14 protein-coding genes are annotated in these 17,765 nt (G+C 48.0%); 13 read left to right on the top strand and 1 reads right to left on the bottom strand.

What is annotated here, in order from left to right; translation table 11 throughout:
* Window positions 1-568: 568 nt before the first annotated feature.
* The 11 genes from BCF53_RS13385 to recJ all read left to right on the top strand — a co-directional run bounded on the left by BCF53_RS13385 (window position 569) and on the right by recJ (window position 13,981).
* Window positions 569-1,057, top strand: coding sequence for a TIGR00645 family protein (locus BCF53_RS13385; protein ID WP_132702244.1), 489 nt, complete (start codon window positions 569-571; stop codon window positions 1,055-1,057).
* Between the two features lie 181 nt (window positions 1,058-1,238).
* Entirely contained in the window at window positions 1,239-1,490 is a 252-nt protein-coding gene (gene rpsP / locus BCF53_RS13380) for a 30S ribosomal protein S16 (protein WP_132702243.1), read from the top strand.
* 28 nt (window positions 1,491-1,518) lie between these two features.
* A complete protein-coding gene (gene rimM, locus BCF53_RS13375) occupies window positions 1,519-2,052 on the top strand; it encodes a ribosome maturation factor RimM (protein WP_132702242.1) in 534 nt (177 codons plus the stop codon).
* Window positions 2,052-2,825, top strand: coding sequence for a tRNA (guanosine(37)-N1)-methyltransferase TrmD (gene trmD / locus BCF53_RS13370; protein ID WP_132702241.1), 774 nt, complete (start codon window positions 2,052-2,054; stop codon window positions 2,823-2,825). Before rimM ends, trmD begins: the two co-directional genes overlap by 1 nt.
* Before the next feature lie 14 nt (window positions 2,826-2,839).
* Window positions 2,840-3,208, top strand: a complete 369-nt coding sequence (rplS, locus tag BCF53_RS13365; protein ID WP_132702240.1) for a 50S ribosomal protein L19 — start codon at window positions 2,840-2,842, stop codon at window positions 3,206-3,208.
* Between the two features lie 211 nt (window positions 3,209-3,419).
* On the top strand, window positions 3,420-5,393 hold the full coding sequence (locus BCF53_RS13360) for an FG-GAP repeat protein (RefSeq protein WP_132702239.1): 1,974 nt from the start codon (window positions 3,420-3,422) through the stop codon (window positions 5,391-5,393).
* Window positions 5,394-5,481: 88 nt separating this feature from the next.
* Window positions 5,482-6,072: a hypothetical protein gene (locus BCF53_RS13355; RefSeq protein ID WP_132702238.1), complete on the top strand. Its 591-nt coding sequence runs from the start codon at window positions 5,482-5,484 to the stop codon at window positions 6,070-6,072.
* Between the two features lie 119 nt (window positions 6,073-6,191).
* The gene (locus BCF53_RS13350; protein WP_132702237.1) at window positions 6,192-9,287 is read left to right on the top strand and encodes a hypothetical protein; all 3,096 of its coding nucleotides are present in this window, start codon (window positions 6,192-6,194) and stop codon (window positions 9,285-9,287) included.
* A gap of 233 nt (window positions 9,288-9,520) precedes the next feature.
* Window positions 9,521-10,819: a homoserine dehydrogenase gene (locus BCF53_RS13345; RefSeq protein ID WP_132702236.1), complete on the top strand. Its 1,299-nt coding sequence runs from the start codon at window positions 9,521-9,523 to the stop codon at window positions 10,817-10,819.
* Between the two features lie 56 nt (window positions 10,820-10,875).
* Window positions 10,876-12,273, top strand: coding sequence for a threonine synthase (thrC, locus tag BCF53_RS13340; protein WP_132702235.1), 1,398 nt, complete (start codon window positions 10,876-10,878; stop codon window positions 12,271-12,273).
* Window positions 12,266-13,981, top strand: coding sequence for a single-stranded-DNA-specific exonuclease RecJ (gene recJ, locus BCF53_RS13335; protein WP_243645835.1), 1,716 nt, complete (start codon window positions 12,266-12,268; stop codon window positions 13,979-13,981). The genes thrC and recJ overlap by 8 nt, the downstream gene beginning before the upstream one ends.
* Window positions 13,982-14,000: 19 nt before the next feature.
* On the opposite strand, the gene BCF53_RS13330 is transcribed toward recJ, so the two are convergent.
* On the bottom strand, window positions 14,001-14,264 hold the full coding sequence (locus BCF53_RS13330) for a hypothetical protein (RefSeq protein ID WP_132702234.1): 264 nt from the start codon (window positions 14,262-14,264) through the stop codon (window positions 14,001-14,003).
* Window positions 14,265-14,488: 224 nt separating this feature from the next.
* Here BCF53_RS13330 and prfB point away from each other — a divergent pair.
* Together prfB and lysS are read left to right on the top strand one after the other, a co-directional pair.
* Window positions 14,489-15,599 (top strand): peptide chain release factor 2 gene (gene prfB, locus BCF53_RS13325; RefSeq protein WP_132702233.1). Its coding sequence is split into 2 segments (ribosomal slippage): window positions 14,489-14,575 and window positions 14,577-15,599, totalling 1,110 coding nucleotides; the frame shifts between segments, so codons are not numbered across the junction.
* 67 nt (window positions 15,600-15,666) lie between these two features.
* Window positions 15,667-17,181: a lysine--tRNA ligase gene (gene lysS, locus BCF53_RS13320; RefSeq protein ID WP_132702232.1), complete on the top strand. Its 1,515-nt coding sequence runs from the start codon at window positions 15,667-15,669 to the stop codon at window positions 17,179-17,181.
* The last annotated feature ends 584 nt before the right edge of the window (window positions 17,182-17,765 follow it).

The following is a 17,765-nucleotide window of genomic DNA, read 5'->3' as shown; positions in this document are numbered from 1 at the left end:
AGCCAGGGCTTCAAGTTGCTCTTTGTTCATAGTGCTTATCCTTAGCCTTTGCAGGCAATGATGATAAGCAGTTACACAAATTTATCTACAGGCTCTAGGATCACGCTGTCTCACGTCTCACGTCTCACGTCTCACGTCTCACGTCTCACGTCTCACGTCTCACGTCTCACGTCTCACGTCTCACGTCTCACGTCTCACGTCTCACGCCGGGATGCCGGACCACTCACGTCTAACGTCTCACGCCGGGATGCCGGACCACTCACGTCTCACGTCTCACATTCCCTGCCACGCGCCGCCAACCGGTTCTTCCTGCTTAGGTGTTCAGTAACTCGGCCTTGCGGCCTCAGACACCCCTCGGCACCTGCGCAGAAAGTCCCGGCTGGCAGCTCTGATGCTTCAAGATGCTAGATACTAGGTGCGAGATTCTAGATGCGAGATTCTAGAAGCCAGCATCTCACATCTCGCATCTATCCTGCCTCTACTACCTATTGCCAGTGTGAATAACTTGGCCATGACCTCATTCTTGATACTAATCCTCGTCGTATCCCCTAATTTATAGAGAGTAAAAATGGAACGCTTTTTTGAACGTTTAATGTATGCATCACGCTGGATTATGGCGCCGATCTATTTGGGCTTGAGTTTGGTGCTGATCGCGCTGGCTGTGAAGTTCTTTCAGCAGGTTTTCCATCTGGTTCCAACGCTATGGGAGATGAAGGAAGTTGATCTCATACTGGTGACGCTGACTCTGGTCGATCTGGCTCTGGTTGGTGGTCTTATCGTTATGGTCATGTTTTCTGGCTACGAGAACTTCGTTTCAAAGCTGGATATCGATGAGGAAGACGAAAAGCTCGCCTGGCTTGGGCAGCTGGATTCCAACAGTCTGAAAAACAAGGTATCGGCCTCTATTGTTGCTATTTCGTCTATTCACTTACTGAAAGTCTTTATGAACCTTTCTTACTACGACATCGACAAGATTCAGTGGTATGTGGTAATTCATTTAACCTTCGTGGTTTCTGCATTTGCCATGGGTTATCTCGATAAGTTGACTAAGCATTAAGCTTTTCTGGCATCGCGTTGTAACAGTCCTTGCTTTTTGGCCGCAAATTCATATAATTCCGCGGCCTTAATTTCCGAGTTCGCTCGGGTAATTTGTAACTTTGGAGTCTGTTTAAAGGTAACCCCTTTAGCATTCCAAAACGGCAGGTGATTTTAAAGCTTGCCCTAACCAGGAGAACGCGATGGTAGTCATTCGACTTTCACGTGGCGGTTCTAAGAAACGCCCGTTTTATCATCTAACTGTAGCTGACAGCCGAAATGCCCGTGATGGACGTTTCATTGAGCGTGTCGGTTTCTTTAACCCAATTGCCCGTGGTCAGGAAGAGCGCCTTCGCGTTGCCCTGGACCGTGTTGACTATTGGGTAAGCAAGGGTGCACAGACTTCTGATCGTGTCGCCCAATTGCTTAAAGAGTACAAGAAAGCCCAAGCCTGATAATTGAGAAAAGGCAGAAGGTTTCGCTATGGCTCTTAAAACTTCCGAAGATTACGTTGTTCTGGGAAAAATCTCCTCCGTTTACGGAGTGAAGGGGTGGGTGAAGGTTTTTTCCTATACCGATCCTCTGGATAAGATTCTGGAATACGGCAATTGGATCCTTCGTCAGGGGAATAACCTGACCCAGGTAGAGGTAGATAAAGGCAGAAGTCATGGCAAGGGGATGGTGGCTCACTTACGCGGTATTGATGACCGTGAAGTGGCTAAGCAGTATTCAGGTTTTGAAATCTGTGTACCGATGAACCGTCTTCCTGAGTTATCCGACGGCGAGTACTACTGGTATCAGCTGGAAGGATTAACCGTGGTCACCACAGATAATGTGAGCCTCGGTGTAGTGGATTATATGATGAGTACCGGCGCTGGAAACGACGTTTTGGTAGTTAAAGGGGATGCGCACAGTATTGATCGGCGCGAACGTTTAATTCCATACGTTGAGCAGTTTGTCCTCGATGTCAGCCTGGACGCAGGCAAAATCGTGGTCGAATGGGATCCAGAGTTTTAATGAAAGAAGGTGCACATCAACCGGCACTCGAGTTTGGGCTGGTAACACTGTTCCCTGAGATGTTTTCATCTTTTACGGATTACGGCGTTACCGGGCGGGCGGTAAAGAATGGCTTGGTTTCAGTGAATTGCTGGAATCCTCGCGACTTTACCCATGACCGTCACCGAACTGTCGATGATCGCCCATTTGGTGGTGGTCCCGGCATGTTGATGAAAGTTCAGCCATTGCGCGATGCAATCAGCGCCGCGAAGGCGGCAAGCGAACGGCAGGCGAAGGTGATTTACCTATCACCGCAAGGGCGCAAACTGGATCAACAGGGTGTAGTTGAGTTAGCCGGAAACGAGCGTTTGATTTTTGTCTGCGGTCGTTACGAAGGCATTGATGAGCGGTTGATTGAAACTGAAATTGATGAAGAATGGTCACTGGGCGACATAGTCTTAAGTGGCGGTGAGCTGGCAGCGATGTCCTTTATGGATGCCATCTCAAGATTGGTTCCGGGCGTGCTCGGCCATGCAATGTCATCAGTGGAAGATTCTTTTTTCGATGGGTTGCTCGATTGTCCACACTATACTCGGCCTGAAGTTTTAGATGATTTATCTGTGCCGGATGTCCTGTTAAGTGGTCACCACGAAAATATTCGTAAGTGGCGCGAAATGCAGGCAATCGGACGAACTTGGCAAAGACGACCCGACTTATTGGAAGGTCGTGAGCTGACTAAACATCAGCAGACTCTTTTAGACAAATTTAAAAGTGAGCAAAGCTCACGCGACTGATCAGGAGCTGAATCATGAGCAACAAGAATCTGATTATTCAGCAGATTGAAGCTGAACAGATGACCAAAGAAGTACCTGTTTTTGGCCCGGGTGATACCGTGGTTGTACAGGTTAAAGTAAAAGAAGGTGACCGCGAGCGTCTACAGGCGTTCGAGGGTGTGGTTATCGGTAAACGTAACCGCGGTCTGAACTCTGCGTTCACCGTTCGTAAAATTTCGAACGGTGTGGGCGTTGAGCGTGCATTCCAGACTTACTCTCCACTGGTAGATAGCATTGAAGTGAAACGTCGTGGTGACGTTCGTCAGGCTAAACTGTACTACCTGCGTGAGCGTTCTGGTAAATCTGCTCGTATTAAAGAGAAGATCTCCGTTAAGAAAGCTTAATAAGCTTTTATTAACCGCCTTAGAAAGGCAGCCATCGGCTGCCTTTTTTGCGTTATAAATCCTTAATTTTATTGGCTTTCCTTGTGATTTTTGCCAAACACGCCCGCTTTTGAACAATGTCTTAATAGTAAAATTTCAATGTAAAGCTTGTGCCTGTAACTCTTACATGTACTACAGCCAACCAACATAGAAGTTTGAAAAGGAATTTTTCATGAGCAAGGCCTCTTTTAAATACGGGGTTTACCCTGTATTTGCCGTATTGACCCTGAGTATGTTCGCGAGTTGTGGCAGTGACATTGAAATCCCTGCTATTAAGGTTTCCTCGCTCTACAGCTCGTTTACCCTGAACGAAATTGTTGCCTCCGATGACGCCGTAAAGCAGATGGTGCTCAGCTGGGAAGCCGCCTCGGATGTTACCGGTGTAACCTACACCATTTGTCGTTCCAGTGATGCTGAAAGCACCAGCTGCGATGAAGAATTGACCTCTGTAACAGACGAGCTCACAGCGACGATTACCGTCGATAGCCTAGTAAATACCCTAGCCAACGCCTATTACACTGTACAGGCAAGTCACGATGGTTTTGATCTTTATTCCAATACCGTTGAAATCAGCAGCGATACCGTAACCGAGATGATTGGCTATTTTAAGGCCTCTAATACCGGGGCGGATGATTGGTTTGGCTACAGCGTGGCGCTCAGTGCCGATGGCAGTACCTTAGCAGTGGGTGCTTATGGTGAGGATAACAGTGCACGCGGTGTTTATAACCAGGAGGATGCCGTTACAGATGACGACGAGTCTTCAGGCTCGGGGGCTGTTTATGTATTCACATTGGAAGATGGTGCCTGGCAGCAGAGCGCCTATTTGAAAGGTTCTAATTCCAGTGACGGTGCAAGTTTCGGTTTGGCATTGGCGTTCAGTGATGATGGCACAAGGCTGGTTGTTGGTGCGCCCTATGAAGATGACCCTACAAGCGGTGTTATTACTGACGGCAGTGAAGCTGTTTATACTGGTTCTGATGGTATAAATGGTGCGGTGTATTTATTTGAGTTGAGCTCAAATGCTTGGTCTCAGGTTGTCTATTTCAAGGCGTCTGCACCTGATATGGAAGATGCGTATGGCTATGCTGTCGCGATAAGTGGAGACGGACGCACGCTGGTCGTTGGAGCGCCAGAAGAGGATAATTTAATATCAGGAGTTGTTACGGATGGCAGCGAAGTAATTGATGTTGGTGATTATGGCGATATTGAAGGTAAGGAGTACGTAGGAGTTGGGGCTGTATATGTGTACAGCGAAGTAAGCGGTGCGTGGGCTCAGGATGCGTATGTTAAGGCTTCCAACCCTAGCTTAAATGATGACTTTGGAAGAAGCCTCTCACTTAATTATGACGGTACTCTTTTGGCTGTGGGTGCCCCTTATGAAGATAACTCAGCCACTGGAATCATAACCGATGGCTCGGAAGCTGACGGTGATCAGGATGATGCCACCTCTGCTAGCTCTGGCGCTGTATACTTATTTGAATACGCATCGGAAAGTGGTTGGGCGCAAGCTGCCTATATCAAGGCACCTAATTCCGAGGCGGGAGATATTTTTGGTTGCGCCGTTTCTCTTAATGCAATGGGTGATGTGTTAGCTGTTGGTTCACTTTATGAAGATAACGGTTCCGCTGAAATTATCGATTTAACCGCAGGTGATACTATTGAAGAAACCAGTACTTTTACAAACTCTGGTGCCGTTTATATATACAGCTATGCGGATGCTGCCTGGGGCGAGGCGGCCTATATAAAGGCATCTAATGTGGGCAGTTTAGACTATTTTGGCTCTGTGCTTCAGCTCAGTGCGGCTGGTGATCAGCTGTTGGTCGGTGCTTATTTTGAAGATAGCGCAAACAGCGGTGTGACTTTGGGGTCCGATTTCAGCGATGACGATACCGCAACCAATGCCGGTGCGGCCTATCTTTTCAGTGCTGTCGATGGGGTATGGCAGCAAAGCGCCTATTTGAAGGCATCGAATACTGAAAGTTCAGATCTTTTTGGTAGTGGTATAGCCATGAGTGCCGATGGCAGCGTCATCGCTATAGGTGCTTATTTAGAAGATAACAGCATCAGCGGCGTATTGACCGATGGCAGCGAAATCGACGGCGATTACGGTACGGTGTCTGCTCCTGGTGCGGTGTATCTGTATTAACGAAAACTTCAAGCAGCTTTGAATTAACTTATGGCTCTGATTGTCGGGGCTTTTTACGGAAACTAAATTAAATTTATAGGGATGTCGGATGCGTCGAACTATTTCTGCAAGTATTTTATCTTTGTTGTTTTGTGGGGCAAACCAGGCTCAGGCCTTTGACATCTACGAGTTATACTATGAATTCGAGTTGTTTGGTTTATCAGCGGCACAGTCCCATGATGAAGGATCAACTAAGCGAGATTTTTTTATGGCTGGCTCTATTGGTGTCGGTTATGAAGTTAGCCGTACATTTCGTTATGGCATTGATCTGGGTTACTACTCCAATTCTTATCCTCAGGATTACCCGTATTTGGTGGAGTACGAGCAAACCGTTCGTACTACGTTAAAAGCAGAAAAGGGCTGGCCGTTGAGTGAAACGGTTACCCTTTGGGGTGGCGCAGGTTTAGTTGGCGAGCTCAGTTCATTCAGTGATCGTTATACGTCGACCGATGATGGCTATTTAGATGAACTGTATGACGACACAGGGTGGGGCTATAACGATACGAAGATACAGTTGAATTCCGCGCTAATGTTTAAGCGTACCCCAATATCCTCTAGTCTTGGCGTCACTCTAAAAGCTGAAATAGGCATGGAAGAAGATAGTTCAGCTTTCTCAGTTGGTTTAAGAGCACTCTATTAATAAAGGTCATGGGATACCTTGTTTCTGTAATGTGGTACAGGATGTGTGTGTCTGTCTGTGCTCGCTAAATCAGCCCAAAGGTATGTTTACAGATTATATCGACTAGGAGGTCGTTTCCCTTGAAAATGAATTTACGTTTATGTGTGATTGTCATAACAATACTAGCTTTAGTCGCCTGTGGTTCTGATATATCGATTCCTGATGTGCGCCCAGGTGGCAGTATTGAGGCCACTGCATATGACTCTGAATTGATCAATGCAGGCTATTCTCTTTACCGGGTCGATAGTGATCTGCAGAAAACTGGCAGTGCCATTGCGACAGGCACAACGAATAGTGATGGGCAGTTAAGTATTGAGTTGGAGATTGATTCTCAATACCTGTATTTAGAAATCGGTGGTTCTGGTCAGTATACCGAAGAGGCGAGTGGCGAGATGATCGAGCTTGATCCGGATCAGCTGATGGGCGCTCTGGTGTATTATGAGGAAGGAGGGGCGATCAGCATGGCTGTCTCTGGCTTTAGCTTTATTGCCAGTACTTACGCGCAATGTCTCGTCAGTCATTATGGCTATGAGAGTGTCGATGCTTTCAGTACAGCCTCTGCAGACTTTAATACATACCTTGGTATTGATGTTTTTAATGATATCCCGGCTAACCCAACCTCCTCTTTAGGTCGTTCACTGGACAGCTCTTTGACGCATGGTTTGTTGGCCGCAGGTGTTTCCTATTATATGCTGGAGCGGGCCGCAGCCAGTGGTAGTTATACGCATACTGACAGTTACAATTCTTTTCTTTGGTACGACTATGCTGCTCAGGATATTGGTGAAGACAGTCGTTGTGCCTGGGATGGACTGGTGCAGAATGATAACGGTGATGATGTGGAATTGGGTATTGGCTTGTCTGTGCTGAGTACTGATACACCGCGAACAGATCTGGCGCTATCTGCATTGGCTTTTATTAATTCTGATAATAATCAGACGGACGTTAATAACAGTGATTTTCTGAGTTCTGTCGTAACGTTGGTGTCAGCCACTAATACGATTTTATTTGCTGGTGAAGTTGCTGAAGCGCTTGATGATGGCCCCCAAATCAGTATCAGCTATGATGACGGTAAGTATTTTGGTGGCACTATTGATTACAGTATTGAGACTACTAGTGATATTGGTGTGCAATCTATTGAGTTGCAGCTGGATGGCGCTACCTTAGGTTCCTTTAATGATGTCAGCAGTGCCATATTCGAAGACATCGATACCGAATTGTACGGCGATGGTGACCATACTTTTGTTATCTTAGCGACCGATGAATTAGGTCAGGTTTCTACATTGAGCCATGCAGTGGTGTTTTATAACGATAGTCCGATTCTGGAGTTGGTTTCAGATGGGCATGTAAATGATCCGACGAGTTATGAGCTGGAACTGTCTTATTACAGTTCCACCGAACTTTCTGGTGTAACGGTCGATGGCAATACCGCGACCATCAATGCAGACGAGAGTACTATCACCTACAGTACTGATCTGTCTGTTGGTGCGAACGCTATGACGGTCATCGCAGTTGATGGCGCTGGGAACACGACTGAGACCACGATTAATGTCTATGTTGATCAGACTGCGCCATCAGCAACTTTCTTTTATCCGAATGATATTTACGAGGTGTATTATTCAGCCTCTGATGACGTTACTGATAATTATTTAAGCTTGCTGGATTTAACTAGCAGTACAACGGACCCGTTGTATTTTGACGACACAAATGTCGCCTTAAATGGCCTTTCTATGAGTAGTACGAATCTTACAGGTGGTTTGTTTAGCTTCCTGTACTTTACAGTAAGTGATGATGATGGAACTCAGGATAGTGGTGTGATTACCTCTGCGTCTGAACTGAAGGTTAGCTACAGTTATGCTATTGATGACGAGCTTATTCTTAGTGATATAGCCTTGACTGCTAACGAGGATGACAATGATGCCTATTATCTGCCGTTTATCGAAGAATACCTGGGTGATAACTGGTTTTTAACCGATGCAGCTGCCGAGCATGAGATAACGCTCTATATTGAAGATAATGCCGGTAATGTCGATACCAGTACTTATTCTTTCAATGTTCGCTACTTCGCTGATGCAGGTTCTCTTACCTATATCGCTACTGATAGCGCATATTCCAGCCTGACTTTAACCAGCCCTCCTGATGAAGATGAATGGGAGCAGGTTTATGAGTATGAGTATCTTAATGACAATGACTATGATATTGAGTTTTCATTGGCAACGATGGAAGATGCCGATGTTACGCTGAGTTATGAATCAGGTATTCGGGTAGCAAAGGTGTATAAGACTACGGGTGCCTATTTTGATGTATATAATACTACTGATGATTTTTGGGCCTCATACACTCCTGATGATGAAGCAAGTTTTATGTTTTATGATACTAGTGAGGCCAGTGTAGTTGAGATCGAGACCCGTGAGGTGATCGGTGAGGCGTATGATTATTATTCGGACACGCTGCCGGACTCGGTTACATTATATGCAGCCTTGTCGAGTATTTATGGTTCAGTCGCGCCTGATACAGCAGTCTACCTCGATCGATTCAAGGGTGACGACTATGGAGATGATCTATATATCGTTCGGTATAATTTATATTACGGTGGAGTGACTAGTGACGTTACTACTGGCTTTGAATTTGGGCCGGTAATTCAAGCGACGTTCAATGATTATTGGAATAGTTATTGGTATGACATTATTGATGATAACGATACAGCTGATCTAAGTGCGAGCGTTAATGCGGACTATTACGAGGAGTTGTTAACTTATTCGAGTTATTGGATAGATCTTGATGACTATATGGACTACTGGACTCAGGAAAGCTATGAATTTGTAGACGGCTACCCCTTCGACGATACCGGTGTTATTAGTTCTGCTGTAACGGCAACAAATGGTGTTGTTTATTATGTAGATGGTATTGAGACAGCAGTGAACGATGAAGGGTTTGTTCAGGTTCCTGCAGGCTCCGCAGTAACTGCGAAGGTAGGTGTCTATTATCCTGCCGTTGAAATGCATGGTACAGAATGTGAGTTTGGTTATGATGAAATTACGGCCTGCGATCTGTCGTTAACAATTGAAGCTTCATCGGCAGTGAGCTATTCAATTGCACCTTATTTGGGTGAAAGTGTAGATTTATCAACTGCTGTCTACGAAGAGGATAATGGTGAGTTAATTACGGTGATCGATTAACTCATTGCTTATTTTGCCAAAAGGGCTGATTTCTAGCTCTTTTGATTTCTGGCTCTAAGTATAGGCCTTTCTATTTATTTGTTTTTTTGAATATGAAAGGCCTTCTTGCAAAAACATCATGAAATAGCTGCTCAATTCCGCGACTTTGCAGATCATTCTCGTTGACCTCGACCACGCCGTTAAGTACTGTTTGGCTCCTGTTATTTTCAGCTGAAAAATCTAAGAGGCGTGTTTTGAAACCAGTAAATGTGGGTATCTGTGGGCTCGGTACGGTTGGTGCCGGAACTTTCAACGTATTGCAGCGTAATCTCGACGATATTGCGCGTCGCGCGGGCCGCCCTGTTAAGATTACCCATGTCAGTGCACGCGAAGTGAATTCAGAGTGTGACCTGACCGGTATTAAGTTTTCGAACGATATTTTTGAAGTCGCCAAAGACCCGGAAGTAAACATCCTGGTGGAATTGATTGGTGGCACAACGGTCGCCAAAGAGCTGGTTCTGGCTGCAATTGAAAACAACAAAGACGTTGTTACCGCCAACAAGGCGCTGATCGCCACGCACGGTAACGAGATCTTTGAAGCCGCTGAAGCCAAAGATGTCGTTGTGGCATACGAAGCGGCGGTTGCCGGGGGCATCCCCATTATCAAGGCCATTCGTGAAGGCCTGGTGGCTAACAAGATTTCCAGTGTGGTCGGTATCATTAACGGTACAACCAACTACATTCTGACTGAGATGTCTGAAAAAGGCCGCGACTTTGCCGATGTACTGAAAGAAGCTCAGGAACTCGGCTACGCTGAAGCTGACCCGACCTTTGATGTGGAAGGTATCGATGCTGCGCACAAGCTGACGATTCTGGCGGCGAACGCCTTTGGTGTGCCACTGCAGTTCGATAAAGTCTTCACTGAAGGCATTACCAACATGACCACTGCAGATGTTAAGCATGCAGAAGAGCTGGGTTACCGCATTAAACACCTGGGTATTACCCGCCGCACCGCTGAAGGCGTTGAGCTGCGCGTACACCCGACTTTAATCCCTGAAAAGCGGCTGATTGCCAATGTCGATGGCGTTTTGAATGCCGTGCTGGTCATGGGTGATGCCGTTGGGCCAACCATGTATTACGGCGCTGGTGCGGGTTCTGAAGCAACGGCTTCAGCTGTTATTGCCGATATCGTTGATATTGCGCGCGATATCGACAGCCCGGGGCTGGTACCTCACTTGGGTTTCAGTGTAGAAACCAAAAACCTGCCGGTGCTGAATGCCGATGACTTCACCACCTCATACTACCTGAGAATTTCAGTGAAGGATGAAGTGGGTCAAATGGCGAAGATTGCCGAAACGCTGAGCCTGAACGGCATCAACATGGAAGCTATTCTGCAGAAGGAAGCACCGGAAGATGATGATCTGGTTCCGGTGATCATTCTGACTCAGCCTGTGAAAGAGAAGGCTATGAATGCTGCAATTAAAACACTGGAAGCCTTGCCTTCTGTGCCTGAAAAGATTGTTCGTATTCGAACTGAACGTCTAGACGGTTAATTCAGTCCGGCTGCCGTAGTGGTGGCCGGAAACGAAAAGATTGAAGAGATATCACAGTGAAATATATAAGCACCCGTGGAAACGCCCCCGAACTGGATTTCGAAAACGTATTGCTGGCTGGCCTGGCGACTGATGGTGGTCTTTATGTTCCTAAAGAACTGCCCGAGTACAGCCTGGATGAAATTCGCAGCTGGCGCGGCCTGCCATATTCCGAACTGGCCTTTAAGATCATCAAGCCCTTTGTTGGCGGTGCTATTGAAGATGATGTACTGGCTAAGATGCTCGACGAAACCTATGCAGGGTTCGGTCATAAGGCTGTTGCACCGCTGGCTCAGATAGATAGCAGCGAATACGTTCTGGAATTGTTCCAGGGCCCAACGCTGGCGTTTAAAGACTTTGCATTACAGCTGTTAGGCCGTTTGCTGGACCACGTTCTGGTTAAGCGTAATGAGCGTGCAGTGATCATTGGTGCGACATCCGGGGATACCGGCTCAGCGGCCATTGAAGGCTGCAAGCACAGCGACCATGTTGATATTTTCATTATGCATCCGCACAACCGGGTCTCCGAAGTGCAGCGCAAACAGATGACGACGATTAAGGGCGATAACGTCTTTAATATTGCCGTGGAAGGCAACTTCGACGATTGCCAACGCATGGTGAAGGCCTGCTTCGCTGATCAGGATTTTCTGCGTGGCGAGCGTCGCCTGGTGGCGGTTAACTCCATTAACTGGGCGCGCATCATGGCGCAGATTGTCTACTACTTCTATGCATCGCTGAACCTGGGTGGTCCGGATCGTGAAGTGGCGTTATCGGTGCCGACCGGTAACTTTGGTGATATCTTCGCAGGCTATCTGGCGCATAAAATGGGCTTGCCGGTTAAGCAGTTGATTGTTGCCACCAACAAGAACGACATTCTGCACCGCGCGATCAGCCAGAATAAATATGAGAAACACCCGTTGGCGCATACGCTGTCGCCGTCCATGGATATCGTGGTTTCTTCTAACTTTGAACGCCTGTTGTTCGATGTTTACGGCCGTGATGGTGCCGCATTGGCAAGCCTGATGGATCGCATGAACAGCGAAACCGTTGAGTTCGACAAAGACGGCATGGCTAAGGTACGAGAAATGTTCGACAGCCATGCGGTGAACGATGAAGTCACCTGCGAAACCATTAAGCAGGTATACGACGAGACCGGCTATCTGCTCGACCCGCACACCGCTATTGGTGTAAAAGCCGCGCGTGAATGCCGTCGCGATGCAACGGTGCCGATGATCACTCTGGGCACCGCGCACCCGGTCAAGTTTGCCGAAGCCATTGAAAAGGCCGGCCTGGAAACGCCACAGCTGCCGCATCATTTGCTGGATCTGTTCGAACGTGAAGAGCGCTACGAAGTGATGGAAAATGAACTGAGTAACCTGCAGAACTTCGTGGTAAAAACGGTCTTTGGTGATTAAACAGCACGCCTACAGTGTTGCCGGGTTTGAAGTAAAAACCCGGCAACCTGTCTTCTCAAATAGTATCCATCCTAATCCTTTACTGAACCGGCTTTACCAGGCGCGGGGTATTGAACACCCGGACGAGCTGCAGACCGATATTACCGGACTGCTCGATTGGCGAACTCTTAAGGGGATCAATGAGGCGGTAGACCTGTGCATGCAGGCGCGTCAGCAACAATACCGGGTTGTCGTGGTTGGTGATTACGATGCCGACGGCGCGACATCGACCGCCCTGGCGATGCTGGGTCTTTCGGCCATGGGCATTAACGTTAGCTATGTTTTGCCTAACCGTTTTGAATACGGTTATGGCCTGTCGGTTCCGATTGTCGATTTAACTCTTCAGCAAAAGCCGGATTTAATCATTACCGTTGATAACGGCATTTCAAGTTTTGAAGGCGTTGCCCATGCCAAAAAACATGGCGTTAAGGTACTGGTCACGGATCACCATCTGGCGGCCGATAGTCTGCCGGGTGCCGATGCCATCGTTAACCCTAATCAGCCGGGCTGCCGCTTTGAAAGCAAGGCTGCTTGTGGTTGTATGGTGATGTTTTATCTGCTGATTGCGTTGCGTGCCCGATTGCGCGAGCAGGGTGAAACAGCTCTGCCAAACCTGGCTCAGTGGCTTGATCTGGTGGCGCTGGCAACGGTTGCCGATGTTGTTCCGTTGGATCGTAACAATCGGCTGATTGTGCAAAATGGTTTGCAGCGGGTGCGTCAGGGGCGCATGCGGCCCGGTATTCAGGCACTGTTCGATGTTTCCGGCAGGGACTGGCAAAATGCCAGATCGGCAGACTTCGGCTTTTGCGTAGGCCCAAGGCTCAATGCGGCCGGCCGGCTGGGTGATATGAGTTTGGGTGTGCAGCTGTTGTTGACCGATGACCCGGGTGAAGCCAGAGCCATTGCTACCGAGCTGCATGAGCTGAACAGCGAGCGCCGGCAGATTGAGGCGTCGATGCTGCAGGAAGTAGAGCCGGCACTGGCAGCGGTGAAAATAGTGGAGCAAAGCTCCAGTCAGGTTGTCTATGGCGACAACTGGCATGAGGGTGTCATCGGCATTGTTGCCTCCAGAGTAAAAGAGCAATTGCACTGCCCGGTGGTTGCGTTTGCCCGCAGTGATAGCGGTGAGCTGAAGGGCTCAGCGCGTTCGGTCAGCGGTGTACACCTTAGGGATTGCCTTGACTGGATCAGTAAACAACAAAAAGACCTGATTCTGAAATTCGGCGGTCATGCAATGGCCGCTGGCTTATCCATTCACGAGGCCGAGCTGGAGTCATTCAAGCTATGGTTTGATAAGGCTGTTCAGTACTTTGCCGAGCCGGAAGCCCTGACACCACAGCTGTGGGTCGATGGTGTGCTGGAACGTGGCGATCTATCTTTGGAGAACGCTCTGCAGCTTGAACAGGCAGGCCCCTGGGGTCAGGCATTTCCTTCGCCGGCCTTTTATGGTGAGTGGCCGGTGGCAGATAGCCGTGTATTGAGCGGTAAACACCTGAAATTAACATTACAGGCGGATGATCAGCTGATTGCAGCGATTGCCTTTAATGTGCCGGAGGCCTGTGCGTTGGCTGATATTCGCCGGGTGAAGGGGGTTTATGAGATCAGCTGCAATCGTTTTCGGGGTGAAACCACATTGCAGCTGGTGTTTTCAAAGCTGGAGGTTTGCTAGGGCCTGTTAACAGGGCCGCCTAGGCATATTCTTGCCTTTGGCCAGACCAGCGTTCTTTCCAGATCAGTCGTTTCAGCTCGGAAAGTAATGCAGGTGAGGATGTCACCATTTCGAGCCGTTCTTTCGTCATGCGGTGCAGGCTGCTCAGGCTGTAACTGCTTTTTTCCAGAATAGATTCCAGAATTTTTTCAACCGGTAATGCCAACATCGCAGAAAGTTCAGATAGTTCCTCGGTGGCTGCCGGGTCTATCTTGCTTTTCAATACATCTAGTACCATGTCCATCATAGTCTCCTAACACTGTATTTAACGCCGGATTAACATACGCTCATCTTAATTATTCATTTTGATGTGTATCAAAAATAATTGTCAGACAATATAAAGATTTTCTCAGTGATAGATAGCCTCCAGATAGAAAATTAGTACGGAATTTGCCGGATGCCTACCGTAATAAATTCATCTGCTGTAAAATTCGCCGCCTTTTTAAAAATTGCCAAATTCCATCGAAAATGCCAGGAGCAAATGTGGAAGTAAATCCGATCCGAGAACTGATTAAAGACTTAAGCGCCCGTACGGATGTGCTTAGGGGGTATCTTTGACTTCGCTAACAAGAAAGAACGGTTAGATGAAGTAGAGCGTGAACTGGCTCAGCCCGAAGTCTGGAATAAACCTGAACGAGCGCAGGCCCTTGGCCAAGAGCGTTCTTCACTGGAGAAAGTCGTTAACACCATTGAAAATCTCGATGAGGGTCTGAGTGATTCGTCAGATCTCTTGGAGATGGCCGTGGAAGAAAACGATGAGGCTTCCGTCGCGGATGTCGAGCATGAGCTGGCCAACCTGAAAGAACAGCTGGAGGTTCTGGAGTTCCGCCGTATGTTCAGTGGCGAGATGGATCCAAACAATGCTTACCTGGATATCCAGGCAGGCTCTGGTGGTACCGAGGCGCAGGATTGGGCCGAAATGCTGCTGCGTATGTATTTGCGATGGGGTGAAGAGAAGGGCTTTAAAACCGAGCTGATGGAAGCATCGGCCGGTGAAGTGGCCGGCATTAAATCGGCGACCATCCGCTTTGAAGGCGAATACGCCTACGGTTGGTTGCGCACAGAAACCGGTGTCCACCGCCTGGTTCGTAAGTCGCCTTTCGACTCGGGTAACCGCCGCCATACCTCATTTTCTTCTGTGTTTGTGTCTCCGGAAATTGACGACAACGTTGAAATTGAAATCAATCCGGCCGATCTGCGTATCGATGTCTATCGCGCTTCCGGTGCCGGTGGTCAGCATGTTAACCGAACCGAATCTGCGGTGCGTATCACCCACGAACCGACCGGTATTGTGACGCAGTGTCAGAACGACCGTTCGCAGCACAAGAACAAAGATCAGGCAATGAAGCAGTTGAAGGCAAAGCTTTATGAGCGGGAGATGCTGATGCGTCAGGAAGCCGCTCAGGTGGTGGAAGACAGTAAGTCCGACATCGGCTGGGGCAGCCAGATCCGCTCCTACGTTCTGGATGACTCTCGCATCAAAGATTTGCGAACCGGTGTCGAAAACCGGAATACTCAGGCCGTACTGGATGGCGCACTTGACCCATTCATTGAAGCCTCTCTGAAAAAAGGGCTCTGATAAGAGCCCCTATCCACGGCACTATACGCCAACCTAAACCAAACCAAGTTAACTTTGGAAACGAAACATGAGCGATAACACTACAGAAAACCTGACCGGCCAACACGAAGAAAATCACATCATTACTGAGCGAAAACAGAAATTGGCGGAGTTGCAGGATAAACGTGGTATCGCCTTCCCGAATGATTTTCAGCGTGAAAACAAAGCCGGTGACCTGCAGGCGGCTTATGGCGAACTGGAAAAAGAAGCCATTGCCGAAAAGAATATCAAGGTCGCTGTAGCAGGGCGTGTTATGCGTCGTGGTGGTCCGTTCGTTGGCCTGCGTGATGTCACCGGCAGCATTCAGTTTTACCTGGGTAAGCCGCTGCAGAAAGAAAGCGACGATTGGAAGCTGCTGGATATCGGTGACATCGTGGGTGTCAGCGGTACCTTGGCGAAATCCGGTAAAGGCGAACTGTATGTGAATGTGGAGAAGATCGAAGACCTGCGCATCCTGACTAAATCGCTGCGCCCGTTGCCGGACAAATTCCACGGACTGGCCGATCAGGAAGCAAAATACCGTCAGCGTTATGTCGATCTGATGGTGTCTGAGCAAACCCGTAAGGTATTCGAGGTGCGTTCTAAGGTGGTGAACGGTATTCGTAACTACCTGGCTCAGCGCGATTTCATGGAAGTGGAAACACCGATGCTGCAGGTGATTCCGGGTGGTGCAACTGCGCGTCCGTTTATTACCCACCACAACGCAATGGATCGTGATCTGTACCTGCGTATTGCACCAGAGCTGTACCTGAAGCGTCTGGTTGTGGGTGGCTTCGAGCGTGTATTTGAAATCAACCGTAACTTCCGCAATGAAGGTGTTTCTACCCGTCATAACCCTGAGTTCACCATGCTTGAGTGGTATCAGGCTTACGCTGATTACAACGACCTGATGGATTTGACCGAAGACATGCTGCGCACGGTTGCAAAAGAAGTGCTGGGTACGACAGAGATTCATTATCAGGGCCGCGATTACGACTTTGCCAAGCCGTTTGAGCGTCTGTCTATGTTTAACGCCATCCTGAAGTTCAACCCGGAACTGACCGCAGAAAACATCAATACGCTGGCGGCAGCAACGGAAGTGGCTGGCAAGCTGGGTATTCAGGTGAAAGACTCCTGGGGCCTGGGTAAGGTACAGACAGAAATCTTTGAAGAAACGGTTGAAGAAAGCCTGATGGACCCGGTATTTATTACCGAGTATCCGGCTGAAATCTCACCGCTGGCGCGCCGTAATGACGAAAATCCGGAAATCACCGACCGCTTCGAGTTCTTCCTGGGCGGGCGTGAAATTGCCAACGGCTTCTCGGAGCTGAATGACCCGATTGATCAGGCAGAGCGTTTCCAGGCCCAGGTTCTGGAGAAGGACGCCGGTGATGATGAAGCCATGTTCTACGATGCCGACTATATCAACGCATTGGAGTACGGGTTACCACCAACAGCCGGTGAAGGCATCGGTATTGATCGCCTGGTGATGTTCCTGACGGACTCACCGTCGATTAAAGATGTCATCCTGTTCCCGCACATGAAACCAAAAGCGTCTGAATAAGCCGCTTTTCTGAAAGTGGGGTAATTGATCAGCGTTAAACCCTGATCTGAATCAATGACAAAAAAGCGCCTGCGGGCGCTTTTTTCGTTGTTGGATCCTGTTATTCAATGATAATTTTTACAAAAAGATACAATTTGTGAAGTGCTGAGAATTGCTCTGTATTTAGAAACAGAGTAAGCAAATATCCCCAGCCAAAAAATTTAATAGAAATACCCGTTATTGAAGACTGATTTGCCTCTGGCTTAATAAATTGTTCGAATAATGCCTCCTAACCTATTGATTTATAAGGATATTAATTTGGTAGGTTAAAAATTGATCAATTTGCTCCGGCCGCATTAAACGGCTGTTTGGTGACATATCAAAGTGGTTGTAAACAGAGTTATCCACAGATTTTGTGGAAATGTCTCTATAGCCCAGTCAGCATGCGGCTTTCATCGATCTATGGCCGAACCTCACATTGCTGTCATTTTAATGACATCTTTTAAACTGTTGATCTAAATGGGTTTTCTGCCCTGTTTTGCTCCGCTTTGGGCTATTCCAGTTTGTGTTAACCAGCGCACATCTGTGACGGTCTGAAGAGTTCA

The sequence above is a fragment of the Reinekea marinisedimentorum genome, assembly GCF_004341165.1.
Taxonomy (GTDB): domain Bacteria; phylum Pseudomonadota; class Gammaproteobacteria; order Pseudomonadales; family Natronospirillaceae; genus Reinekea; species Reinekea marinisedimentorum.
The sequence above is the reverse complement of the archived record's forward strand: the minus strand, read 5'-3'. Positions and strand labels throughout refer to the sequence as shown.

Bases quoted from the DNA above. Each gene is read 5' to 3' on its own strand.
- lysS (WP_132702232.1), top strand. From the start codon at position 15,667: ATGAGCGATAACACTACAGAAAACCTGACCGGCCAACACGAAGAAAAT.
- BCF53_RS13360 (WP_132702239.1), top strand. From the start codon at position 3,420: ATGAGCAAGGCCTCTTTTAAATACGGGGTTTACCCTGTATTTGCCGTA.
- rimM (WP_132702242.1), top strand. From the start codon at position 1,519: ATGGCTCTTAAAACTTCCGAAGATTACGTTGTTCTGGGAAAAATCTCC.
- trmD (WP_132702241.1), top strand. From the start codon at position 2,052: ATGAAAGAAGGTGCACATCAACCGGCACTCGAGTTTGGGCTGGTAACA.
- BCF53_RS13385 (WP_132702244.1), top strand. From the start codon at position 569: ATGGAACGCTTTTTTGAACGTTTAATGTATGCATCACGCTGGATTATG.
- rplS (WP_132702240.1), top strand. From the start codon at position 2,840: ATGAGCAACAAGAATCTGATTATTCAGCAGATTGAAGCTGAACAGATG.
- rpsP (WP_132702243.1), top strand. From the start codon at position 1,239: ATGGTAGTCATTCGACTTTCACGTGGCGGTTCTAAGAAACGCCCGTTT.
- BCF53_RS13355 (WP_132702238.1), top strand. From the start codon at position 5,482: ATGCGTCGAACTATTTCTGCAAGTATTTTATCTTTGTTGTTTTGTGGG.
- BCF53_RS13330 (WP_132702234.1), bottom strand. From the start codon at position 14,264: ATGGACATGGTACTAGATGTATTGAAAAGCAAGATAGACCCGGCAGCC.